The 23,787-nt window shown below is 55.9% G+C and carries 24 protein-coding genes; 14 read left to right on the plus strand and 10 right to left on the minus strand.

All coding sequences use genetic code 11. The features are described from left to right. Positions 1–49 precede the first annotated feature (49 nt). From ACR0JI_RS18185 to pobA, 7 genes are all read right to left on the minus strand, one after another. The gene (locus tag ACR0JI_RS18185) at positions 50–1,111 is read right to left on the minus strand and encodes a 3-carboxy-cis,cis-muconate cycloisomerase (protein ID WP_480495857.1); all 1,062 of its coding nucleotides are present in this window, start codon (positions 1,109–1,111) and stop codon (positions 50–52) included. 66 nt (positions 1,112–1,177) lie between these two features. Continuing rightward, positions 1,178–1,999, minus strand: coding sequence for a 3-oxoadipate:acetyl-CoA acetyltransferase (locus ACR0JI_RS18190; protein WP_480495859.1), 822 nt, complete (start codon positions 1,997–1,999; stop codon positions 1,178–1,180). A 48-nt stretch (positions 2,000–2,047) separates the two neighbouring features. Beyond that, complete coding sequence (pcaG, locus tag ACR0JI_RS18195; protein WP_480477649.1) at positions 2,048–2,665, minus strand: protocatechuate 3,4-dioxygenase subunit alpha; 618 nt, start codon at positions 2,663–2,665, stop codon at positions 2,048–2,050. A gap of 2 nt (positions 2,666–2,667) precedes the next feature. Continuing rightward, entirely contained in the window at positions 2,668–3,396 is a 729-nt protein-coding gene (pcaH, locus tag ACR0JI_RS18200; RefSeq protein ID WP_480477647.1) for a protocatechuate 3,4-dioxygenase subunit beta, read from the minus strand. A gap of 52 nt (positions 3,397–3,448) precedes the next feature. Beyond that, positions 3,449–3,826, minus strand: coding sequence for a 4-carboxymuconolactone decarboxylase (gene pcaC, locus ACR0JI_RS18205; RefSeq protein ID WP_480477645.1), 378 nt, complete (start codon positions 3,824–3,826; stop codon positions 3,449–3,451). Next, entirely contained in the window at positions 3,819–4,607 is a 789-nt protein-coding gene (gene pcaD, locus ACR0JI_RS18210; RefSeq protein ID WP_480495861.1) for a 3-oxoadipate enol-lactonase, read from the minus strand. The genes pcaC and pcaD overlap by 8 nt, the downstream gene beginning before the upstream one ends. Continuing rightward, positions 4,607–5,776: a 4-hydroxybenzoate 3-monooxygenase gene (gene pobA / locus ACR0JI_RS18215; RefSeq protein ID WP_480477643.1), complete on the minus strand. Its 1,170-nt coding sequence runs from the start codon at positions 5,774–5,776 to the stop codon at positions 4,607–4,609. Before pobA ends, pcaD begins: the two co-directional genes overlap by 1 nt. A 97-nt stretch (positions 5,777–5,873) precedes the next feature. Here pobA and pcaQ point away from each other — a divergent pair, with 97 nt between their 5' ends. From pcaQ to ACR0JI_RS18260, 9 genes are all read left to right on the plus strand, one after another. Next, the gene (gene pcaQ, locus ACR0JI_RS18220) at positions 5,874–6,815 is read left to right on the plus strand and encodes a pca operon transcription factor PcaQ (protein WP_480477641.1); all 942 of its coding nucleotides are present in this window, start codon (positions 5,874–5,876) and stop codon (positions 6,813–6,815) included. Positions 6,816–6,859: 44 nt separating this feature from the next. After that, entirely contained in the window at positions 6,860–7,567 is a 708-nt protein-coding gene (locus tag ACR0JI_RS18225) for a class II aldolase/adducin family protein (RefSeq protein ID WP_480477639.1), read from the plus strand. A gap of 197 nt (positions 7,568–7,764) precedes the next feature. Continuing rightward, complete coding sequence (locus ACR0JI_RS18230) at positions 7,765–8,790, plus strand: LacI family DNA-binding transcriptional regulator (RefSeq protein ID WP_480477637.1); 1,026 nt, start codon at positions 7,765–7,767, stop codon at positions 8,788–8,790. Between the two features lie 93 nt (positions 8,791–8,883). Beyond that, the gene (locus tag ACR0JI_RS18235) at positions 8,884–10,188 is read left to right on the plus strand and encodes an ABC transporter substrate-binding protein (RefSeq protein WP_480477635.1); all 1,305 of its coding nucleotides are present in this window, start codon (positions 8,884–8,886) and stop codon (positions 10,186–10,188) included. Positions 10,189–10,294: 106 nt separating this feature from the next. Next, complete coding sequence (locus ACR0JI_RS18240; RefSeq protein WP_480477633.1) at positions 10,295–11,161, plus strand: carbohydrate ABC transporter permease; 867 nt, start codon at positions 10,295–10,297, stop codon at positions 11,159–11,161. Positions 11,162–11,173: 12 nt separating this feature from the next. Then, positions 11,174–12,004 (plus strand): carbohydrate ABC transporter permease, encoded by an 831-nt coding sequence (locus tag ACR0JI_RS18245; protein WP_480477631.1) that lies wholly within the window; start codon positions 11,174–11,176, stop codon positions 12,002–12,004. Positions 12,005–12,016: 12 nt separating this feature from the next. Beyond that, entirely contained in the window at positions 12,017–13,021 is a 1,005-nt protein-coding gene (locus tag ACR0JI_RS18250) for an ABC transporter ATP-binding protein (protein ID WP_480477629.1), read from the plus strand. Next, the gene (locus ACR0JI_RS18255; protein ID WP_480477627.1) at positions 13,018–13,791 is read left to right on the plus strand and encodes an L-iditol 2-dehydrogenase; all 774 of its coding nucleotides are present in this window, start codon (positions 13,018–13,020) and stop codon (positions 13,789–13,791) included. Before ACR0JI_RS18250 ends, ACR0JI_RS18255 begins: the two co-directional genes overlap by 4 nt. Continuing rightward, positions 13,791–15,290 carry a mannitol dehydrogenase family protein gene (locus ACR0JI_RS18260; RefSeq protein WP_480495863.1) on the plus strand — a complete coding sequence of 500 codons (1,500 nt, stop codon included), beginning with the start codon at positions 13,791–13,793 and terminating at the stop codon, positions 15,288–15,290. Before ACR0JI_RS18255 ends, ACR0JI_RS18260 begins: the two co-directional genes overlap by 1 nt. Positions 15,291–15,397: 107 nt before the next feature. On the opposite strand, the gene ACR0JI_RS18265 is transcribed toward ACR0JI_RS18260, so the two are convergent. The 3 genes from ACR0JI_RS18265 to ACR0JI_RS18275 are packed head-to-tail and all read right to left on the minus strand — an operon-like array spanning position 15,398 to position 17,958. Next, positions 15,398–15,556 (minus strand): EamA family transporter, encoded by a 159-nt coding sequence (locus ACR0JI_RS18265; RefSeq protein WP_480477623.1) that lies wholly within the window; start codon positions 15,554–15,556, stop codon positions 15,398–15,400. 56 nt (positions 15,557–15,612) lie between these two features. Next, on the minus strand, positions 15,613–16,770 hold the full coding sequence (argE, locus tag ACR0JI_RS18270; RefSeq protein ID WP_480477621.1) for an acetylornithine deacetylase: 1,158 nt from the start codon (positions 16,768–16,770) through the stop codon (positions 15,613–15,615). 3 nt (positions 16,771–16,773) lie between these two features. Next, positions 16,774–17,958, minus strand: coding sequence for a M24 family metallopeptidase (locus tag ACR0JI_RS18275; protein ID WP_480495865.1), 1,185 nt, complete (start codon positions 17,956–17,958; stop codon positions 16,774–16,776). Between the two features lie 492 nt (positions 17,959–18,450). On the opposite strand from ACR0JI_RS18275, the gene ACR0JI_RS18280 reads away from it, so the two are divergent. From ACR0JI_RS18280 to ACR0JI_RS18300, 5 genes are all read left to right on the plus strand, one after another. Beyond that, positions 18,451–18,825, plus strand: coding sequence for a hypothetical protein (locus ACR0JI_RS18280; protein WP_480488825.1), 375 nt, complete (start codon positions 18,451–18,453; stop codon positions 18,823–18,825). 303 nt (positions 18,826–19,128) lie between these two features. Continuing rightward, entirely contained in the window at positions 19,129–20,712 is a 1,584-nt protein-coding gene (locus tag ACR0JI_RS18285; protein WP_480495867.1) for an ABC transporter substrate-binding protein, read from the plus strand. 68 nt (positions 20,713–20,780) lie between these two features. Continuing rightward, a complete protein-coding gene (locus ACR0JI_RS18290; RefSeq protein ID WP_480495869.1) occupies positions 20,781–21,875 on the plus strand; it encodes a M24 family metallopeptidase in 1,095 nt (364 codons plus the stop codon). Continuing rightward, a complete protein-coding gene (locus ACR0JI_RS18295; protein ID WP_480477613.1) occupies positions 21,875–22,882 on the plus strand; it encodes an ABC transporter permease subunit in 1,008 nt (335 codons plus the stop codon). Before ACR0JI_RS18290 ends, ACR0JI_RS18295 begins: the two co-directional genes overlap by 1 nt. Then, positions 22,882–23,784, plus strand: coding sequence for an ABC transporter permease subunit (locus ACR0JI_RS18300; protein WP_480488831.1), 903 nt, complete (start codon positions 22,882–22,884; stop codon positions 23,782–23,784). Before ACR0JI_RS18295 ends, ACR0JI_RS18300 begins: the two co-directional genes overlap by 1 nt. The last annotated feature ends 3 nt before the right edge of the window (positions 23,785–23,787 follow it).

The following is a 23,787-nucleotide window of genomic DNA, read 5'->3' on the forward strand; positions in this document are numbered from 1 at the left end:
CCAAGTCGACGCACCGCCTGAGTAACGTCGGGCTCAGAGGCCAGTGCAGTCACTCCACGATGCCTATCCGTTCGATCTGTTGCACTAACGTACCACAGCTGATCAGGGCCTGCCCCGTTGCCAAGATCATCTGGGGCAGGATCATCCATTCTAGCGTCCAGGCAACGCCGGAACGTTCCTGCTCGTGCACCAGCGCCTGATGCATGCCCGACAGTTGGGTTGCGTTGAAACGAGCCAGTGCGACCAGCAGTTCCGCACGGACCGGGTTGCGCTTGTGAGGCATCGCCGAAGATCCGCCGCCACCTGTCAGCGAAACCTCGTCCACCCCTTGCTGGGCCATGAGCGACACGTCCTGACCAATCTTCCCCAGCGATCCGGTTATCAATGAAAGCCATGAGGCAAATTCTGCAAGATTGTCCCGGCGGGTATGCCAGTTTGCATTGCAGCTGGCCAGGCCAAGCCTGTCGGCCATATGATCTGCGATTGCCTGTCCGGATCCGAGCATCCCAACGCGGTCGCCAACGGCGCCGCCAAGTTGCAGCACAAGCAATCTGGGCTGCAATTCGGTCAGGCGTTTCTGGTGATCGGCCAATGGCAACCGCCAGTTTCGCAGGCGCGTGGCAACCGAAATCTCCAATGCCGCCTGCATTCGGGTTCGCCCCATCATCACGTGTTCGCCATATGCCTGCTCCAGCGCCACAAGCGCATCTACCAGGTCTGAAAGACGGGCCGAAAACACCTCCAGAATGTCTTTGATTGACAAAACCAGAGCGGTGTCGACAACATCCTGCGACGTCATCCCCTTATGCAGCGCGACGTGGCAATGATCGGGCAATGCCGCTTTGAGTGACCGCACCAGCGAGGGCACCACCACGCCATCCAATGACGTCCCGTCGCGCAGCGCCCGCATGTCGGGACGGTGTTGTCGGATAAGTTTAGCCGCGGTATCCGCCACCTCTGGTGGTACCTTGCCGACCGCGGCCAAAACCTCAGAATATGCGGCCTCGACGGACAGCATGTGTCTTAGCTGAGTCTCTGCGCCCAGCATCTCTGAGGTCTGCGGGTCCTCAAACAGCCCGCTGAGCCAGGGATGAGTGGAAAGCTGTTCCATCCTATATGTGGCCTTTGAATTGAAGCGGGCGGATATCAATCGTCATGGTGCCATTCCTCCCTGCGCTCAAAGAGCCAAAATCTCGCGGGCCTGTTGCCAGGTGGCGACCGGACGTTCGTGCTTTGCGCATAGCTCGGTCACGCGATTGACCAGCGCAGCATTCGAAGGCGCCAGTGTATTCCGATCCAGCCGGACATTGTCTTCCAGACCTGTTCGCGTGTGCCCACCCGCAGCAATGGCCCATTCATTTACCACAATCTGGTTTGGACCGATCCCGGCGGCACACCATTCGGCATCCGGTGCGCGATCCTGCATGGATTTCACGTAAAAGTCGAACACGGCCCTGTCGACCGGCATCGCGTTTTTGACACCCATGACAAATTGAACATACAGCTTGCCATACAGCTTGCCTTCCTTGTGCAATCTGATCGCTTGCAGGATGTGGGACAGGTCAAACGCTTCGATCTCGGGCGTGACTTTGTATTTTTGCATTTCGGCTGACAGCCAGTCCACCAGGTCGGGTGGATTTTCGTACACCCGGGTGGGAAAGTTGTTCGATCCAACCGACAGCGAAGCCATATCAGGTGACAGGGGCAGCATTCCGCCTCTGGCCTGACCGGCGCCTGACCGCCCACCGGTGGAAAACTGGATGATCATTCCGGGGCAGTGTTTTTGCAAACCCTCTTTCAGGAGAGCGAATTTGTCGGGGTCGCTGCTGGGCGTCTGATCATCGTTGCGAACATGGGCGTGGACGATGCTGGCCCCGGCCTCGAACGCCTCTTGCGTGCTTTCGACCTGTTCCGCAACCGAGATCGGCACCGCTGGGTTGTTGTTTTTGGTAGGCAGGGAACCGGTGATGGCCACGCAGATGATGCAGGGTTTGGTCATGGTGACTTCCTGAAATGAGTGCCGCCTTGGCAAGGCAGCACCAAGTAATCAGATATCAAAAAAGACGGTCTCATCTTCGCCTTGTATCTTGATATCGAAGCGATAGACAATTTGACCGTCCCTATTGGTGCGTCTGGCCAGCAGCGTTGCGCGGCGGCGTTCCCATTCGATGAGATTAAGGACCGGGTCCTTGCTGTTGGCCTCTTCCTCATCCTCGAAATAGATACGCGTATTCAGGCCGACATTGATACCCCGGGCTACAACCCAAAGGTTTATGTGAGGCGCTTGCTGGCCCACGTTTCGTCCCGGTGTCGGGCCGGGTTTGACAGTGTCGAACGCCCATTCGCCGGTTTCAAAATTGGTGATGACGCGTCCCCAGCCGCGAAAGCCGTCTTCGACATCGCCGCCGCCCTCAGGATGGGCATAGACGCCCCTGGCATTTGCCTGCCATGCCTCAAGCAGAACATCCTTGATGGGAGATCCTGCCCCGTCCACGACCAGTCCTTCGATCCGAATACGCTCACCCTCGGCATTTGGTCCGGCGATGTCCCAGCCCAACTCCTGCCTGTAGATTTCAAATCCGGCAGCCCCAGGCGCCAGACCGATATGGACGTAAGGCCCGGCTGTTTGCGAGGGGGTTTCCTTCAGATAATTCAGCTGTTGCACCTTCAGTTCCCCTCCAAACGGTTTTCAAACAGGGTCGAACGCCGACCGCGCAAGACCACGTCGAACTTATAGGCGATGGTATCCAGAGGGATCGTTGAATTCATATCGAGCCGCGAAATCAGGCGGCTGATCGCATCGGCATCAGGAATAGTTTTCACGATCGGACACCTGTCGATCAGCGGGTCACCTTCGAAATAGCATTGTGTGATCAGGCGTTGTGCAAAACCTGTTCCAAATATCGACATGTGGATATGGGCGGGACGCCAGCTGTTCACCCAATTGCGCCAGGGGTAGGCACCGGGTTTCACGGTGCGGAAGAAATAATACCCGTTTTCATCTGTCAGGGTGCGGCCGCAACCACCGAAATTGGGATCAATCGGTGCCAGATAGGTATCCTTCTTGTGGCGATAGCGCCCACCCGCATTCGCCTGCCAGATTTCCACCAACGTGTTTGGCACCGGACGTCCGTTTTCATCCTGCACCCTGCCGTGCAGAATAATTCGCTCGCCAATCGGGCTTTCACCGGGCTGCGCATAGTTCGAGATCAGGTCCTTATCCAGAGGATCAACATCGTTGTGGCCAAAAACCGGGCCGGTGACCTCACTGATCGAGTTTTGCAGCGAAATCAGCGAATATTGCGGTGAACGGGTCACGCTGGTCTTGTAGTCGGGCGTCAGTGCAGGTGGGTGCCACTCGCGGTCACGCTGGTAGAATTCACCTTGTTTCAACATTGTCGGATCACACTTCCTTTTTGTCTAACTGGGGTTTCTGCGCGTTTCCCATTCAGTCCTGTTCCATTTCGTCATACGTTTGTTTTGCCAGCCTGAGGGCCTGATTGGCGCGTGGTACGCCCGCGTAAATCGCGACGTGCTGAAACGCTTCAAGTACATCCTGCTTGCTGGCGCCGGTACGGGCTGTGGCGCGGATATGCATCGGGATTTCCTCGAAATTGCCCAACGCAGCCAGCAAAGCCAGCGTCAGCATGGATCTCTCACGGTCGCTGATCCCGTCCGAAGCCCAGACAGTGCCCCACGCGCCTTCGGTGATAAGCGTCTGAAATGGACCGTCCAGATCAGATTTGGCGGCTTCGGCACGATCCACATGGGCATCGCCCAGAATTCTGCGCCGCACTCGCATACCGGACGCGTATTTGTCACTCATTGCGGTTCTCCATCAGGAATGCGGACAAGTGTTCAGCATAGGTGGCGGGGGCTTCCACGCATGGCAGGTGCCCGGTGTTGGGTATTTCGGCATAGCGCGCCCCGGGGATCATAGCACAGGTCTGCCGGACCAGTTCGGGCGGGCAGGCGCGGTCATCTGATCCGGCGATGGCCAGAACTGGCAATCGCAGCGCCCAGGTCATGGATTCAAGATCAACATTTGAAATCGCGTTGCAGCATCCCAGGTACCCAGAAACAGGGGTACGCACCAGCATGTTGCGCCAAAGCAGCACGTTATCGGTTGCCCTGAAACCCGCTGCAAACCAACGGTCCAGAATTGCGTCAGCCATAGACTCGATGCCGGACGATCGGATTGCGCCCATCCGGTCACGCCACATCTGGGCTGTCCCCATTTTTGCGGCGGTGTTGGAAAGAACAAGGGCGCGGATCAGGTCTGGTCGGCGCGAAGCCAGCGCCTGACCGATCATGCCGCCAATCGACAGGCCGACAAACACCGTGTCGCGAACCCCGATATGTTCAAGCAACGCCTCGGCGTCATCTGTCAGCTCAGCCAAGCTGTAAAGTGCCTGAGGGCATTCCGACAGGCCGTGACCACGCAGATCGAACCGGATCAGGCGCAGCCCCTTGGGCAGCAAGGGCAAAACTTTGTCCCAAAGGCGCAGGTCAGTTCCCAGCGAGTTGGCAAACACCACAGGCGTGCCATCTGGATCGCCATCCTCACGCCAATGCAGGTGAATGTTATCCAGCGCCGCAATCTGCATCAGTAGGGCAGCCCGACGTAGTTTTGTGCAAACACCGATTGGGCCTCTTTGTTTTCGCGCAGGAAATCAATGTCAGCCTTCTGTATTTTCAGGTCAAAGCCGTTCTGTTCCGGAAAACGGTGCAACAGGTTGGTCGTGGACCAACTGAACCGCTCGGCTTTCCAAATTCGGGCCAACGCTTTTTCGGAATAGCGGTCGATGCCTTCGCTGTCGTGGTCTTTATAGAATTGCAGCAGGGCGTTGTGCAGATAGTGGATGTCGCTTGCCGCCGTGTTAAGCCCCTTGGCCCCGGTGGGGGGCACGATATGCGCGGCATCACCACACAGGAACAAACGGCCCCAGCGCATTGGTTCAGTCACGAAAGACCGCAGCGCCGCAATTGATTTTTCGACAGATGGCCCGGTGATCAGTGTCTCAGCATATTGCGCGGGAATCCTGCGTTTCAGCTCCTGCCAGAAGGCTTGATCAGTCCAGTCATCGGCACTGTCAGACAGCGAGCATTGAATGTAGTAACGGCTGAGGTTCTCATTGCGCATGGAACAAAGCGCAAAACCGCGTTCCGACCCGGCATAGATCAGTTCGTCATGGACCGGGGGAGTTTCGGACAAAACGCCCAGCCAGCCAAACGGATAGACCTTTTCATATTCCCGGCGCACGGTCAGCGGGATGGTTTGACGCGACACCCCATGAAACCCGTCGCACCCGGCGACAAAATCGCAATCAATCCGGTGTCCGGTCCCATCCGCTTGATACGTCACATAAGGTGCATCGCTGTCAGCCCCATGAATCTGAAGATAATCGACGTTAAAAGCAATCTTGCCGCCCATCGCATCGCGTACATCATACAGGTCGCGGGTTACTTCCGTTTGTCCGTAAACAACCACATGTTTGCCCGTCAGCTCTTTAAAGTTGATGCCGAATTCGATATCGCCATACGAGATCACTGTGCCGTCATGGACAAAACACTCCTTGTCCATCCGATCTGCTACACCGGCTTCGCGCATCAGCTCCACAAAACCGGTTTCCAGAATGCCAGCGCGAATGCGACCCAGAACATATTCCCTGGTTTTGCGCTCTAACACGATGGTGTCTATGCCGTTGCGGTGCAACAACTGGCTGAGCAAAAGACCTGAAGGTCCACCGCCGATGATCGCGACCTGAACGCGCATGTTGGCTCTCCTGATTTCGCGTGTCTAATAATTGAACGTCATTTCTCGATATGTAAAATGAGTTCTACTTGGACTTAGTTGCTATAATTGGAAAGTAATGATAGATCGCCGCATCAAAGTTAGGCATATTCAATGTTTTATTGAGATATGTCGCGAGAAAAGCCTGAAAGTTGCGGCAGAGAAGCTGTTTCTCACGCAACCGGCGATATCCAAGACGCTTAAGGAGCTTGAGGATATTCTGGGCACTGTGCTGTTGTCCCGTAACCGGTCGGGTGTTTCTCTGACACGGCAGGGCGAAGTGTTTCTGCATTTCGCCGAAATGTCGCTGGCCGCTTTGCAGCAGGGCTTTTCTGGTGTGGAGCAGATCGAAGCGCGCGGCAGGGCCAGTCTTCGGGTCGGGGTGCTGCCTTCGGTTGCGGCCCGTTTGATGCCAGCCGTTGCCACCGAGTTTTCCGAACTTGCGGGCAATGCCCGACTGAGCGTTTTCGACGGTCCACATGGCCATTTGATGGAGCGTCTTCGTCTGGGCGACCTGGAGCTTGTTATCGGGCGTTTGGGTCGCCCTGAAACCATGCAGGGCATTTCCTTTACCCAGCTTTACGAGGAGAAGGTCGTCTTTGTCGTGCGCGCGGATCACCCACTGCTGAAAGCCCCCGATCTCAGGCGGATTACCGAGTGGCAAGTGCTTTACCCGCCTGAAGGATCGGCAATTCGGCCCTTGGTGGATCGCCTCATGATCGCGCATGGGATTGGTGAAATCGAAGATCGTCTGGAAACTGTCTCGGGTGCTTTCGGACGGGTGTATACCCGACAGACCGATGCGATCTGGATTATCTCGGCAGGGGTGGTCGCCAATGAAATCAGCGATGGCCACCTTGTAGCGCTGCCTTTTGATACGTCGATAACGCGCGGTCCCGTTGGGCTGATGCGTCGGCCAGACCAGGTCCTGTCACCTCAGGCGCAAGTTTTCGGGTTGGTTTTGGACAATGCAATTGCAAGGTTGGGCTTGTCGCCTGATGGTGCGACCTCTGATAACTAAAGCTGGTCCATTCTGCCGGGGTGGCGCGAGGACAGGAGCACAAGATGGATGACAAGGAACGCGGAATCCGTGAGGCGATTATCGAGAAATGCCTTTTTCTGAATTCCAGTGGTCTTAGCCAAGGCACATCCGGCAATATCTCGGCCCGATACGAGAACCGGATGCTGATCACACCTTCGGCGACGCCATATGACATGCTAACCCCCGAGATGATCGTCTCAATGCCATTTGATGGAGAGTATGGGATCTGGGATGGCCCGCTCAAACCTTCGACCGAATGGCGGTTCCACTTCGACATCCTCAAGACCCGCCCCGATATGGGCGCTGTTGTCCATGCACATCCGACCTATTGCACGGCGCTGGCGATTGCACACAAAGAGATCCCGGCAGCGCATTACATGGTCGCGGCCTTCGGTGGTACTAATGTTCGCTGCGCACCCTATGCGCGCTTTGGAACGCCCGAGCTGTCGGAGCTGGCGATCGAAGCGCTGCAAGACCGAACCGCCTGTTTGCTTGGCAATCATGGGTCCATTGCCATGGGTGAGGACCTGGACAAGGCCATGTGGCGCGCGGTTGAGCTGGAAACCATTGCCCGGCAATATTACCTTTCCTTGGCCCTCGGTCCGGTAATCCTGACCGATGAACAGATTTCTGAAACGCTATCCGGTTTCGCTTCTTACGGCATTCATGACGACTACAAGGACGTCGCAGAAGGTACTGCCGGGAAGCAAAATGAGCCTGAACAGACCTGACGACCAAGGTGGTTGCGCTGGGGGTCGATATATTGGGCTCAAGTCCAAAACGCCGCGACTTGATCAGGAGGTTTTCGGCTGTTCGGCGTTGGCGTCACGCGTCTTACCGTTCGCGCGGATACGGCAGCCTATTGATTTATTGCCGCGCGTAAAGAAAATGTAAGGTCAAAGCAAAAGAATTCCGTAAGCGGGTAGGTATGGCAAAAATAAGAAATATGGAGGAGTTTGCGGCCCTCAGCGGGATTTCTCGGCCAACGGTTTCCAAATATTTCCACGACCCGGAAAGCGTTCGTTCCTCTACGCGGGCGCGTATCGAAGAAGCTTTGGAAAAGTTCGATTACCGCCCAAACATCTATGCGGTGAACCAGAACCGAAAGCTGACCAAGAATATCGGCATCGTTGTTCCCTATCTAGCCGATCCATTTTTTGCCGAGATGGCCAGATACCTTGAGCAGAGCTGTATTGCTGCCGGGTATCGTCCATCTCTTTTCAGCTCGCATGGTGAACAGAAGCTGGAGAATGAAATTCTCGATAGTTTGCGCTCTCTGAAACCGGCGGGAGTGCTGTTTGCCCCATTAGGGCGTGCCTCAGACCGCGCTTACATCGAGAAGTTTTGCGCCGAGGTGCCTACTGTTCTGTTTGACAGCAACCTTGAAGGGTTGGGCGCCGCATTTATTGGATCGGACAATTTCAGTTTTGTGTCCCAAACCGTGGAATACATGACCCGGACGGGTGAACCTCCGTCTTTCTTTGAAATGCGCACGCCAGCAAACCCAAACGCCAACAAGCGACGCAAGGCATATATAGAGGTTATGGAACGTCTGGGGTTCGAGCCCGATGTCATTAAAATTGATGGCGAAGGCTGGGCGTTTGAAGAGATTGGGCATCAAGGTGCTTTGAGAGTGTTGGAGAAAGGTGCTCTCAGGACGAACTCGGTTTTGTGCAGCAATGACCGCCTTGCGATCGGATTTCTGGCAGCCTGTTATGAGCAGGGGATTCGGGTTGGGCGAAAAGAAGATTGCTCACTCCGCGTCGCATCAAATGACGACCACCCCTTTGCAAAATTTACGTGCCCATCGCTGACAACAGCTGCGCATGATTATGACAACGTGGCTGGGCGCAGTGTGGATACCTTGTTTGAACTCATTGAAAGCGGGGGAAAATTTGACGATCGGACGGAAACTCTGTTTCCGGCACGGCTTGTCTTGAGGGAATCTGCATGAACTAAAAGTTAACGCGCGTAAAGTTTATATTGACGCCGCGACAATTTATAAACTAGGGTCTCTGTATAGCATCCAAGCTCAGGGAGGACAGGGATGTATTTGAAGAACGCACTTCGTGCGGCGACTGCGTTGACTTTCGTCGTTACGGCAGCAGCCCAAGCGGAAACCATCACGATCGCGACCGTCAACAATGGTGACATGATCCGGATGCAGGGCTACACAGACAACTTCACCAATGCGACAGGCATTGATGTCGAATGGGTGACGTTGGAAGAAAACGTTTTGCGTCAGCGCGTTACGACCGACATCACCACCAAAGGCGGTCAGTTCGACATCATGACCATCGGCATGTACGAAACCCCGATCTGGGGTGCGAACGGCTGGCTGGTACCGCTGGACGGTTTGTCCGATGAATATGATGTTGGTGATCTGCTACCTGCGATGGCAGGCGGGTTGAGCCATGATGGCACGCTTTACGCTGCGCCGTTTTATGGCGAAAGCTCGATGATCATGTACCGCACCGACCTGATGGAAAAGGCCGGTCTGGAAATGCCCGAAGCACCTACATGGCAATTCATCCGTGAAGCCGCGGCTGCCATGACTGATCGCGACAACGACATCAACGGCATCTGCCTGCGCGGTAAGGCGGGTTGGGGTGAAGGTGGTGCCTTTATCACCGTAACCGGCAATTCCTTCGGTGCGCGCTGGTTTGATGAAAACTGGAAGCCCCAGTTCGATCAGCCCGAGTGGAAAGAGGCGCTGACGTTCTTCGTCGACATGATGAGTGAATCCGGCCCGGCTGGCTATGCCACTAACGGTTTCAACGAGAACCTGTCTTTGTTCCAGCAAGGCAAGTGCGGCATGTGGATTGACGCCACCGTTGCCGCGTCTTTTGTGACAAATCCGGAAGACTCAACCGTAGCTGACAAAGTTGGCTTCGCACTTGCACCAAATTCGGAAGGCGTCGACAAGCACGCCAATTGGCTTTGGGCTTGGGCGCTGGCGATCCCGGCGGGAACTCAGCGGGAAGATGCGGCCAAGCAGTTCATCGAATGGGCAACCTCGAAAGACTACATCGAGCTGGTGGCTGAAAACGAAGGGTGGGCCAATGTGCCTCCGGGCGCGCGGACCTCGCTTTATGAGAATGACAACTACAAGGCAGTCCCATTCGCAAAAATGACTCTGGAATCGATCCTGAAGGCTGACCCGCAGAATTGCTGTGTGCAGCCGACGCCCTATACCGGTGTCCAGTTCGTGGCCATTCCGGAATTTGCAGGGATTGCCACACAGGTAAGTCAGGAATTCTCGGCCGTTTATGCCGGGCAGCAAACAGTGGACGAGGCGCTTGCCAAAGCGCAGGCCTTCACAGCAGAAGAGATGGAAGCCGCAGGGTACTGAGGCAACCTTCCCAGCGGGGGGCAGATCTTCTGTCCCCTGCTCCCACTTCCACAATTCGTGTTTTTCTCGCAGGCTGTCTTACGCCTGAACAGAGAGGTCTTGCGCAATGGCAACTCAACATTCCAGATCAGTTGCACGCCTGATGATGGCACCCGCAGTGGTGCTGCTGCTTGGCTGGATGCTCGTGCCGCTGACGATGACCCTGTATTTTTCCTTCAAGAAATATCTTCCCTTGCGGGGCGGTGATCTCGGATGGGTGGGTTTCGACAACTATATCCGATTTGTTTCGTCCAGTTCGTTCTGGCCCGCCGTTCAGGCAACGCTTGTCATTGTTCTCGGCGTGTTGGCGATTACGGTCATTCTGGGCATCCTGCTGGCGATGCTATTAGATCAACCGATGTGGGGCCAGGGGGTGGTGCGCATCCTTGTCATTGCGCCATTCTTCGTTATGCCGACCGTTTCGGCTCTGGTCTGGAAAAACATGTTCATGGACCCGGTCAACGGGTTGCTGGCCCATCTGTGGCGCTTTTTTGGGGCTGAACCGGTCTCGTGGTTGTCCGAAGCTTCAATGACCTCGATAGTCATGATCGTGTCGTGGCAATGGCTGCCATTTGCGACACTGATCCTTTTGACCGCAATCCAGTCGCTGGACAGTGAGCAACTGGAAGCTGCTGAAATGGACGGTGCGCCGCCGCTCAAGCGGTTCTACCACATCATTCTGCCGCACCTGAGCCGTGCAATCACAATCGTAATCCTGATCCAGACAATCTTTCTGCTTTCGATCTTTGCCGAGATTTTCGTCACCACAGGTGGCGCGTTCGGCACCCGTACACTCACCTACCTGATCTTCCAGCGCGTTTTGGAAAGCCAGAATATCGGTCTCGGATCAGCCGGAGGTGTCTATGCAATCATTCTCGCCAATATCGTTGCGGTCTTCCTGATGCGCATTGTCGGCAAGAACCTGGACGCGTGAGGAGATAAAACCATGGCCCGCTCCGTCACAATCCAACGCAAGTCGCTGAACACAGCCCTGGCTTGGGCCGTCGGTCTGCTGATCTTTTTCCCGATCCTCTGGACGATCCTGACCAGCTTCAAAACCGAAGCGCAGGCCATTGCGAGCCCGCCACTGTTCCTGAACTTTGACTGGACGCTTGAGAACTATGCTGTCGTACAGGAACGCTCGAATTACATGCGTTTCCTTTGGAACTCGGTCATCATTGCAGGTGGGTCAACCCTGTTGGGTGTGATCATTGCCGTACCGGCAGCATGGGCAATGGCGTTCGTTCCTTCGAAACGTACAAAGGACATTCTGCTTTGGATGCTCTCTACCAAGATGTTGCCGGCAGTCGGTGTCCTTTACCCGATCTACCTGCTGTTCATCCGTCTGGGGCTGCTTGATACACGAGGTGGATTGGTCGTCGTGTTGATGCTGATCAACTTGCCGATCATCGTCTGGATGCTCTACACCTACTTCCGTGAAATTCCCGGTGAAATCCTTGAAGCCGCACGGATGGACGGGGCGACACTGAAAGAGGAAATCCTGCACATCCTGACACCCATGGCTGTTCCGGGCATCGCTTCGACTGTTTTGCTGAACTTCATTCTTGCCTGGAACGAGGCGTTCTGGACCCTCAACCTGACAGCCGTTGACGCGGCCCCGCTGACCGCATTTATCGCCAGCTATTCCAGCCCCGAGGGCCTGTTCTTTGCCAAGCTCAGCGCGGCTTCGACAATGGCGATTGCACCGATCCTGATCCTTGGCTGGTTTAGCCAGAAACAACTTGTCCGCGGCCTGACTTTTGGCGCTGTGAAATAAGGAAAACTTATCATGGGACGTATTCAACTCAGGTCCGTGACCAAAAGCTTTGGCGACGTACAGGTTATCCCGCCACTGGATCTGACCATCGAAGACGGAGAGTTCACGGTGTTCGTCGGGCCATCGGGTTGCGGCAAGTCCACTTTGCTGCGTCTGATTGCGGGGTTGGAGGACATCACGTCAGGTTCCATCGACATTGACGGGGCCGACGCGACAAACGTACCACCCGCAAAACGCGGTCTGGCGATGGTGTTCCAGTCCTATGCCTTGTATCCGCACATGTCCGTTCGCAAGAACATCGCCTTTCCCTTGCGCATGGCAAAACTGGATCAGGCCGAAATCGACAAACGTGTGAAAGGGGCCGCGCAGGTTCTGAACCTGACCGACTATCTGGATCGCCGCCCCGGCCAGCTGTCCGGTGGCCAGCGTCAGCGCGTTGCTATCGGGCGTGCCATTGTCCGTGAACCCGCAGCGTTCTTGTTCGATGAGCCGCTGTCCAACCTGGACGCTGCGCTGCGCGTTGGCATGCGGTTGGAGATCAGCGAGTTGCACGAACGGCTGGCGACCACCATGATCTATGTGACCCATGATCAGGTTGAAGCAATGACGATGGCCGACAAGATCGTCGTGCTTCAGGCTGGTGTGATCGAGCAGGTCGGAAGCCCGCTGGACCTGTATCGTACGCCACGAAACCTTTTTGTCGCCGGGTTCATCGGTTCGCCCAGGATGAACTTTATCGAAGGCGAAGAAGCTGCAAAACACGGCGCACATACAATCGGCATCCGCCCCGAACATATTGCTGTGTCCGAGAGCGACGGAACCTGGAGCGGTGTTGTAGGCGTGTCCGAGCATCTTGGATCAGATACGTTTTTCCACATACATGAAACCGGTCTGGCGGAAACAATCACGGTGCGAGCAGACGGAGAAGTTGGATTTACGCATGGCGACCGCATCTACCTGACGCCACGTGCCGACGTGCTTCATTGTTTTGACGCGCAAGGGCTGCGGATCGAATGAAGCGACTGGACGGAAAAACCGCGCTCATCACTGGGGCTGCGCGCGGAATCGGGCTGGCCTTTGCAAAAGCTTACGTCGCCGAAGGTGCGCGTGTGGCCATTGCCGACATAGATTTCGCGCGGGCGCAATCCGCAGCCTCGGAAATCGGTGACGCTGCAATGGCGGTCGAAATGAATGTTGTTGATCAGGACAGCATCGACATTGCTGTTGCGCGCACAGTGGATCAGTTCGGCCAGATTGACATTCTGATCAACAATGCTGCCGTTTTCTCAGCAGCGCCAATCATCGAAATCGACCGCTCCGATTACCAGCGAGTCTTTGATATCAATGTTTCGGGCACCTTGTTTACAATGCAGACCGTTGCGCGACACATGATCGACGCCAATGTCAAAGGCCGGATCATAAATCTGGCCTCACAGGCTGGTCGGCGTGGCGAACCTTTGGTCGCCGTTTACTGCGCCAGCAAGGCTGCCGTTATATCTTTGACGCAGTCAGCGGGGCTCAATCTGATCGCTCACGGGATAAATGTGAATGCGATCTCACCCGGTGTTGTTGATGGAGAGCATTGGGACGGCGTCGACGCCTTCTTTGCGAAGTACGAAAATAAAAAACCGGGGCAGAAGAAGCGTGAAGTTGCATCAGCGGTACCGTTCGGCCGTATGGGACGGGCCGAGGATTTAACCGGGATGGCGGTGTTTCTGGCGTCTGATGAAGCGGAATACATCGTGGCCCAGACTTACAATGTCGATGGCGGAAACTGGATGAGCTGATGACCCCTTTGGCGGACATAACACCGGTAGAGCTGTGCCTCGAACGCCTCGGATCGCTTCCTGCGGATGTCAAAATACCCGGATACCGGCGTGAAGACCTGACCCCTGGAATTGTTCATATTGGGCTTGGGAATTTTCACCGTGCGCATCAGGCGTGGTACATCCACAGGCTGATGCAAAAAGGGCAGGCCTTGGACTGGGCGATCATCGGGGCCGGCGTTCGGGCTTTTGACGCGGACATGCGCGAAAAGCTGATTGGGCAGGACTGTCTGACAACTTTGATCGAGCTTGACCCGTCCGGCGTTTCGGCCGAAGTCATCGGTCCGTTGATGGACTATCTGCCCATTGAACCCGAAAATGCGCCTCTGATCCGGAAAATGTCCGATCCCGCCATTCGGATCGTGTCCCTTACCGTAACGGAAGGTGGCTATTTTCTGGATGCCAAGTCAGGTGTTTTCGACGTGGATCACGATGATATTCGACACGACGTGCAAAACCCGCAACAGCCTCGCACGGTCTTTGGTGCCATTGTGGCAGCACTTGGCAATCGCCGTTCCGCCGGGCATCTGCCCTTTACGGCATTAAGTTGTGACAACCTTCAGGGCAACGGTACTATCTTGCGCAACTGTGTTGTTGAACTGGCGCGCCGGACGGACCCTGATCTTGCGGATTGGATCGATCAGAACGGGGCGTTTCCGAATTCAATGGTGGATTGCATTGTTCCCGCCACCTCTGATCAAGTTCGGTCGCAGGCTCGAGCCCTAGGAATTGAAGACTGCGTTCCGGTGTCACACGAGAATTTCCGCCAATGGGTGATTGAGGATGATTTCTGCGCCGGGCGGCCAATGTTGGAGAATGTCGGCGTTACGATCACCAAGGACGTACACGCATATGAAACACTGAAACTGCGCATTCTGAACGGCGGGCACCAGATTCTGGCGAATGTGGGCGAGGTTCTGAACATCCCCACAATCTCGGACTGCATGAACGACCGGGAAATTTCGGCATTCTTCCTGAAAGTCCAGACCGAAGAAATTCTTCCTCATGCCAGTGCGGTTCCTGGGATGACACCGGAACAGTATCTGGATCTGGTTAAACGCAGATTTTCGAATACGGCTATTCACGATACCACGCGACGCGTGGCCTTTGATGGGTCTGCGCGCCACCCCGGTTTCTTGCTTCCGTCCATTCGCGATGCTCTGGCCTCGGGTACATCTGTCACTGGGCTGGCACTGGTTGAAGCTTTCTGGTGCCGGATGTGCGCCGGTCTGCGTGAGGATGGATCAGAGATTGCGCCCAATGATCCCATCTGGAGCGATTTGCAGAGTGCGGCCCTTGCCGCCAGGGGACGGCCCGAAAAGTGGCTTGAGGTAGCAAACCTGTACGGAAGTACTGGCCGTGAAGCCCAGTTTGCAGAATCCTTCACACGCTGGTTGCCACGGATCTGGCAGCACGGATGCCGGTCGACGATCAAAAGCTATGTGAATGCGCTTTCCTGACGGTTGTGATCTCGGTTCAGGTGGTTTCTATCGTTTCGCTGGTCATGGTGATGGGAAATATCACGACAAAAAAGAATGAGTATTGCACTGTGCTAGCCGGTACCGGGTCATTTCGAGTGATCACGCGGCAGGGCAGGGCGGAACACCGCCAGCAGCGGCAGAAGACACAGAACAGCCAGACCATAACGGATCGCAAGCATGGTCATCGGTTCCACATAGGGCAGCCCCATCTTGGCAAAACTGTAGCCACCCGCCCAGAACAGCACGAACAGACCGGTGCACCCAACCAGAATATCGATACCGCGCGGACCAAGGTCATCATCTACTCCAGCTTCGAAGATAACCGCCGAAGCATATCAAGGCACTGGGCCATCTGTTCGACCGAGACGTATTCATCCGGTTTATGCGCCTGATCGATTGATCCGGGACCGCAGACAACGACGTTCATCCCCAACTGCTGGAATATCCCGGCCTCGGTACCGAAGGGTACAACGTCGGCTCCGTTTGCCCCTGTCAGTTCCATCACAAGGTCACGCGCCTCGTTGTCGTCCATTGGTTCTAGCCCGTCGACCTCACCGATAATTTCGGTCTTGATACCAGCATCGGGGTGAATAGCCTGCATTGCCGGGATCAGGGTTTGCGCGCAAAACCGGTGCAGTTCGTCTTTGACGTAATCCGCATCCGCCTTTTGCACTGGTCGCATCTCCCAATCGACCCGCGCCTTACCGGGGATCACATTATGGGCCACCCCGCCCACCAACGTACCGGTATTTATTGTCGTCCATGGTGGGTCGAACGGGCTGTTTGCCGGTGCTCTCCCTTGCAAATCAGCCTTCAGCGTCAGCAGTTTCGAGACGTATTGCACCGCGTATTCGACGGCGTTTACACCGCGCTCGGGGGCCGAGCCATGGCCTTCGAACCCGGTAAAATGCGCTGTATATTCAAAGCAGCCCTTATGGCCCTCGATGATGCGCATCGAGGTGGGTTCCCCGATGATGACCACAGCGGGTTTGATCGCTTTCTTCCGCAGGGTCTTGGCCAAAGCCTGCGCGCCAAAACAGCCGATTTCTTCATCATATGTAAAGGCGAAATGCAATGGGCGCTGAAGATCCAGCTTTGCGTAATACGGGGCCATGACGACTGCCGCCGCGATAAACCCTTTCATATCGCAGGTTCCGCGCCCAAACCACTTGCCGTCCCGCTCCTCCATCACGAACGGGTCCGAGGACCAGTCCTGATCGGCGACAGGCACTACATCGGAATGGCCTGACAGAACGATACCACCGTCGCGCTTTGGGCCCAATGTGGCAAAAAGATTGGCTTTGGTGCCGGTTTCATCATGCCATATTTCAACCTCTGCACCGCAATCGCTCAACCGGTCCGCGAGGTGTTTGATCATGTCCAGGTTGCTGTCTGACGAAACCGTGGGGAAGCTGATCAGTTCGCCCAGCAGGGTCTTGGCGTCTTCGAGGGTGCTCAAGGCTTAGTCTTTCACAAAGAGCTTTCGCTCGATATTGCACAGGGCTTCGGCGGGGCCGTTTTCAGTGATAAGAATGGTTTCCGTGGTCTCAAGCCCCCAGCTGTCCATCCATAGCGCAGGCATGAAATGGAAAACCATGCCCGGTTGCAGAATGGTCTCGTCTTCGGCGCGGATCGACGCTGTCCGTTCGCCCCAATCTGGCGGATAGCTCAGGCCGATAGGGTATCCCATGCGCCCCTCCCGTTCGAGTCCGTGACGGGCAAGAACCTTAAGAAAAGCGGTTGCAATGTCGCTTGTCCGATTGCCAGCCCGTGCAGCCTCTAAACCCGCCGCTATCCCTTCGATCTGCGCGCGTTCCGCGTCCCGCATTTCTGGCGGCGGAGTGCCAAGATAAACCGTGCGGCAAAGCGGAGCGTGGTACCGCCGATAGCAGCCTGATAGTTCGAAAAATGTTGCCTCACCTTCTTTCATCGGCGCGCCATTCCATGTCAGGTGCGCGGCAGTGGCATCCAGCCCTGAGGGTGTCAAAGGGACAATGGCCGGGTAATCCCCCCAATCATCCTCAACCCCGGTAATCCCGGCATGAAGGATATCTGCGACAAGGTCGTTCTTGCGCACGCCCACCGCGGCGCGATCAATGGCCGTTTGGATTACTTTTTCGGAAATCCGGGCCGCCTTTCTAATAAAGACAATTTCTTCTTCCGACTTGATCAGACGCTGCCAGTTCACAAGTGCCGTCGCATCCACCAGCGTCGCTTCGGGCAATTCCTTGCCCAAAACCTCGTGTGCCTTTGCGGAATAGTAATAGTTCTCCATCTCAACGCCGATGCGGGCGGTGCTCAGCCCGAGTGCGCGAATGTGGCCAGCCAGATCCTGCATGGGATGGCGTATGGTTGATTGAACGTAGTGGTCTGCATAGCCGCGAATGTTGTCCCTGGACATCCAGCATGTGCGCAACCCACCCAATGCATCCATCTGGCGTCCCCACCAAATCGGCTCACCTTCCATGCCGAGCAATACGCCCTGATGCACGTAAAAGGACCAACCATCATAGCCAGTCAGCCAAGCCTGGTTCGAAGGGTCGGTGACAAACAGTAGCTCTAGCCCCGCTTTTTCCATAGCGCTTCGGGTCTTGGCGATCCTGCGGTCATATTCCGCTTGGCTGAAGGGGGCGTGTTCAATCGGCATGGCATCCTCGGAGGCTGGATATGACACGTACTTGAGCGCAATCTTTCCAATTTGTACACAAATGAACTTGTAAGCGATACCTGAACCGAAACCCCTATTAGAAGTTAATGGGTTATCTAACGAGGAGATCATGGTACGGGTACAGGGTATTCGCCCTCAGCATCGAAGGACGCAGTAGAATAGAGCGCTGGAAGCATGCGAAGTCCCTGTTCGGCGGTTAGTGCGTTTCCGAAACCGCGCCAAAAGTCATGAGCCACCGAGGGTCATGAGAAATTTCTTCAGACCTCATCTGATCGCGGTTTTCGCGGGCCAATCGACTATTTGTGCGGTTTTATGCTGCGCCTGAGCGAGGATCGGCATTTCTCCGCTGGATATGATTGCAAGACGGCAACGGTGGAACCTGATCTCGCGCGCGGCATGGTGCAGGGGGTCGGTGTCTTGGGGCACAGTGAAGGCTCGCTGCCAAACCCCAGATGTCCAAGGACTCAATCAATGCTACACACTGCGCCCACCTGTCGAGAGGCGGCCCCTTGTTTCGATGCATGTCGATCCAGCGCGCTCGACACCAACGGCATTCTCAATTCAACGCGTGCCGCGTCCCCTGTGGTGAACGAGGCAGAGTGTCAGAGCCTGCGCAACTCGGCCGGTCAGAGGAAAGCGCGCAATCTTTGGGGAATGGTTGCGTGGGGTTTGTTGGTGATAGTCCAAATCGCTGCGTACGCCGCCATGTTCTATGGCGTGTTGGTTATGCATATCTCGCTGCTTCCCTACGTATTTCTGGTTGCACTGACAGTCTTATTCTGGCTGGGCTACGATTGCATTCGCGATATGCGCAAGGATGCTTCATCAGCTAACGGTCAAAGTTAGATTCCTTTCTTACCTGAATGACTTCGGGTCAATGACAGTCGATATCTGTGGCCAAACCGCCGGGCCCAGTGGAATGTAAGTGTTGCCCTTCGTGATTTCCTTGGGGCAGGGCGCTTTCAGGTTCAAGACACGCCCTGGCAACAGGAATCTTTCACGAAAGTCAGTGACAGAGCCGGTTGACAACAGGTTTTGTATTTTGGATACATTTGTCAGGGATATCGCAACGACCTGTATTGTCACTGAACGCTCTGACGACAAAGAGCCCTGCGATTGTCTTGCCAAGTCCATTTCTGGGAGAAAATCATGAAACTCAATCTTCTGGCCGCAACCACGGCAATAGCCCTGTCGGGTGCCGTGGCACAGGCAAATACCCTGGTGTATTGTTCCGAAGGTTCACCCGAGGGGTTTGACCCTGCACTGTTTACCGCAGGGACTACCTTTGATGCCTCGTCGCATCCCATTTATAACCGGTTGCTTGAATTCGAAACCGGTACAACCAATGTGATCCCCGGTCTGGCTGAAAGTGTCGAGGCCAGTGATGATGGCCTGGAATACACGTTCAAGCTGCGCCAGGGTGTTAAATTCCATTCGAATGACGAATTCACCCCGACCCGAGACTTCAACGCTGATGACGTAATCTTTTCGTTCATGCGCCAAAAGGACGAGAACCACCCCTATAACCAAGTGTCTGGCGGCACGTGGGAATACTTCCAGGGTATGGGGATGCCGGATCTGGTCTCTTCTATCGAGAAGATTGATGACTACACGGTGAAGTTCACCCTGTCCAAGCCAGAGGCACCCTTTGTTGCGAACATGGCGATGGATTTTGCTTCGATCATGTCAGCCGAATATGGCGATGCTATGATGGCTGCCGGAACGCCTGAAAAACTGAATACCGCGCCCATCGGGACCGGGCCTTTCTCGTTCGTGGCCTACCAGAAAGACGCGGTGATCCGCTATGCGGCCAATGGCGACTACTGGAAGGAACCGGCGCAGGTCGAAAACCTGATCTTTGCCATTACGCCGGACGCGTCTGTTCGCTACCAGAAGCTGAAAGCTGGCGAGTGCCATGTGATGCCTTACCCGAACCCGGCTGACATTCAGGCGATGAAGGATGATGCAGACATCAACATGATGGAGCAGGAAGGGCTGAACGTCGGGTATCTTGCCTACAACACCACGATGGCGCCGTTCGACAACCCCAAGGTTCGCAAGGCGTTGAACATGGCGATCGACAAGCAGGCGATCATCGACGTGGTTTTCCAGGGCTCGGGCCAGGCTGCCAAGAACCCGATCCCGCCAACCATGTGGGGCTATAACGACGCCATCGCGGACGATCCATATGATCCCGAAGCGGCCAAGGCCATGCTTGAGGCCGAAGGCGTCTCGGACCTGTCGATGAAGGTCTGGGCGATGCCGGTTCAGCGCCCCTATAACCCTAATGCCCGCCGCATGGCCGAGCTGATTCAGGCCGATTTTGCCAAGGTTGGTGTGGGCGTCGAAATCGTCTCGTACGAATGGGGCGAATACCTGTCACGATCGAAAGAACTGAACCGCGATGGTGCTGTTTTGCTGGGCTGGACCGGGGATAACGGCGATCCGGACAACTTCCTGGCCGTTCTGCTGGGTTGTGACGGTGTCGAAGCATCGAACCGCGCGCAATGGTGCCACCAGCCGTTCGAGGATCTGATCCTGAAAGCCAAGCAAAGCACCGATCAGGCCGAGCGGACCAAACTGTATGAAGAAGCTCAGGTCGTGTTTAAAGAGCAGGCCCCATGGGCAACCATTGCTCACTCGGTTGTATTCATGCCGATGAGCAACAAGGTGCAAGGCTACAAAGTGCACCCGCTGGGCGGCCACATCTTCTATGGTGTGAGCGTCGAGTAAGCCACCACTCACTCACCGGAGCCGCCTGTTTGGCGGCTCCGGCTTTCTTATTGAGGAGGTCGGCCTGAATGCCGGATCTGTCTGAATATCGTCAACTGGCACGGGACATGTCAGTCGACGCTGTTGCTCTTGTACCTGGCCCGAATTTCACCCGCGCTTTGGGAAAAGCTTTCATGAGCCACGAACGGCCCTTCGTGGTCGTTGTCCCGCCTGAGGGACAGGCCGCGGCGATTGTGCCCAATCTGGAACTGGCCTCATGGGATCTTGTCGGGTTCGAGGGCGCTGTTTTCGATTGGCGCGATCAGACCGGTTATGACGATGCGTTTACCGCATTGGCCGCACAAATGCCGATCCGCTCGCTTGCGGTGGAAGGTCAGGTGATGCGGGTTTTCGTCTCTGCGGCGTTCACCCGTGCTTTGCCGGGCTTACGGATCGTCGACGGTGAACGCGAAATCTCGGGCCTGCGCATAATTAAGACCGATGAAGACATTGCTGCGATGCAGGCGGCCATCGATATCTCGGAACGTGCTCTGGGTCGTGTGGTTGCAGATGTGCGTGTCGGCCAGACCGAAAAACAGATCGAGCAAGCCCTGATACAGGCGCTGTTTGCAGAAGGGGCCGAGTCACTGGCGTTTTCACCCATCGTAGCGGCTGGCGACAATTCGGCACGGCCGCATGGGAAAGCGCGCAACGACTACCAGATCAGGGCAGGCGACGCGTTACTGTTCGATTTCGGTGCCCGCAAAGATGGTTTCGCCGCCGATATTACGCGAACTTTCTTTGTTCAGGACGTGTCAGACGAGGGCAGGGAAGTCTACGATGCCGTTCTGCGCGCCAACAAAGCCGGGTTCGAAGCCTGCCGCCCGGGTGTAACGGCCCATGACATCGACGATGCGGTCATAAGCGTGCTCGAGGCCTCGCCATTTGCGGATCGTATTCGCACCAAAACGGGTCACGGGTTGGGTCGGGATGTGCATGAGGCACCTTATATCATGCGTGGGAATCATCAGAAAATCCTGCCGGGTATGGTCTGGACGAATGAACCAGGTCTGTATGCGCTCGAAAGTTTTGGCGTTCGCATCGAAGATGATGTGCTTGTCACTGAGGATGGCTGCCGGTCGCTGACCCATTTCCCCAAAGAGCTTACAATCATAGGTCGCTGATGTTTGGTTACTTACTCACCCGCATTGGCCTGTTCGTCCCGACCTTTCTGGGCGTGACGTTGATTTCATTCATGTTTATCAGGGTGCTACCGGGTGATCCGATCATCGTCATGGCCGGCGAGCGCGGCATGACTGAAGAACGCTACCAGGAAATGGTAGAAAAGCTGGGTTTCGACAAACCGGTGTTGCAGCAATACTGGGAATACCTTGCCGGAGTTTTGCAGGGCGATCTCGGCGAAAGCTTTGTCACAAAAAAACCGGTCTGGGAGGAGTTCTTTTCGCTGTTCCCCGCGACAATGGAACTTTCGCTCTGCGCCATGATCTTCGCCATCGCATTGGGTCTGCCTGCCGGTGTGATTGCGGCGGTAAACCGGGGGAAGTTTTTTGACAGGGCACTGATGTCTTCGGCATTGGTCGGATATTCGATGCCCATCTTCTGGTGGGCGCTGCTGCTGATCATCGTGTTTTCGGGCAATCTTGGCTGGACACCGGTGTCCGGCCGGATCGACCTGCTTTATTACTTCCCAAGTGTCACTGGCTTTATGCTGATCGACAGTCTTTTGTCCGGACAGGAAGGCGCATTCGGGTCGGCCGTTCGTCATCTGATCCTTCCGACGATTGTGCTGGGAACTATTCCGCTGGCCGTGATCGCACGTCAGACCCGGTCGGCGATGCTGGAGGTTCTGGGCGAGGATTACATCCGCACCGCACGTGCAAAAGGGTTGTCGCCGACCCGGGTAAACGGGCTGCATGCGCTACGTAACGCGCTGATACCGGTTGTCACGGTGATCGGGTTGTCGGTTGGTACGTTGCTGGCGGGGGCAATTCTTACTGAAACCATCTTCAGCTGGCCGGGCATCGGCAAGTGGATGGTCGACAGTATTTTCCGCAGGGATTACCCGGTGGTGCAAGGGGGTTTGCTGATGATCGCGGTGATCGTGATGCTGGTGAACCTGCTGGTCGATGTTTTGTACGGCATCATCAACCCCAAAATCCGGAGACGATGATGACCGAGCTTTCGTCGAACCAACCAATGGCCGAAAATCGTCCCAGCGCACTGCGAGAGTTCTGGTACTATTTCAGCGAAAACCGCGGTGCCGTGATCGGGTTGTGGGTTTTTGCCGCCTTTGTGTTCTGTGCGGCCTTTGCCCCTTTGTTGGCCCCCTATGATCCGACCGAACAGTTCCGGGACCATATCCTGCAACCCCCTGCCTGGCAGGAAGGCGGAAGCTGGGCCTTCCCGTTGGGCACCGATCCATTGGGCAGGGATATGCTGTCGCGGCTGATCATGGGTTCACGCTATTCCTTCTTTGTGGGGATCGTTGTGGTCTGTGTTGCCGTAACGGGCGGCGTAATGGTCGGCCTTCTGTCGGGTTTTGCGCCCAAATGGGTTGATACGTTGATTATGCGGGTGATGGACATCGTCCTGGCTTTCCCGTCTCTGCTGCTCGCCCTTGTTCTGGTCGCCATTCTGGGCCCATCACTGACCAATGCGATGATTGCTATCGCCATCGTGTTTCAACCGCATTACGTGCGCCTGACCCGCGCGTCGGTTCTGGCGGAACGGCAGAAAGACTATGTGACCTCGGCCCGTGTGGCCGGTGCTGGCAAGTCGCGGCTGATGTTCATCACGGTATTGCCCAACTGTCTGGCGCCAATCATCGTGCAGGCGGCCCTGTCTTTTTCGACTGCCATTCTGGACGCGGCGGCCCTTGGGTTTCTGGGCATGGGCGCGCAGCCCCCCACGCCGGAATGGGGCACCATGCTGGCTGAAGCGCGCGAGTTCATCCTGCGCGCATGGTGGGTTGTAACCTTCCCCGGTCTCGCGATTCTGGTCACCGTGCTTGCCATCAATCTGATGGGTGACGGGTTGCGGGATGCGCTGGACCCGAAACTGAAACGGAGCTGATCG

The sequence above is a fragment of the Ruegeria sp. N10 genome (genome assembly GCF_056531545.1).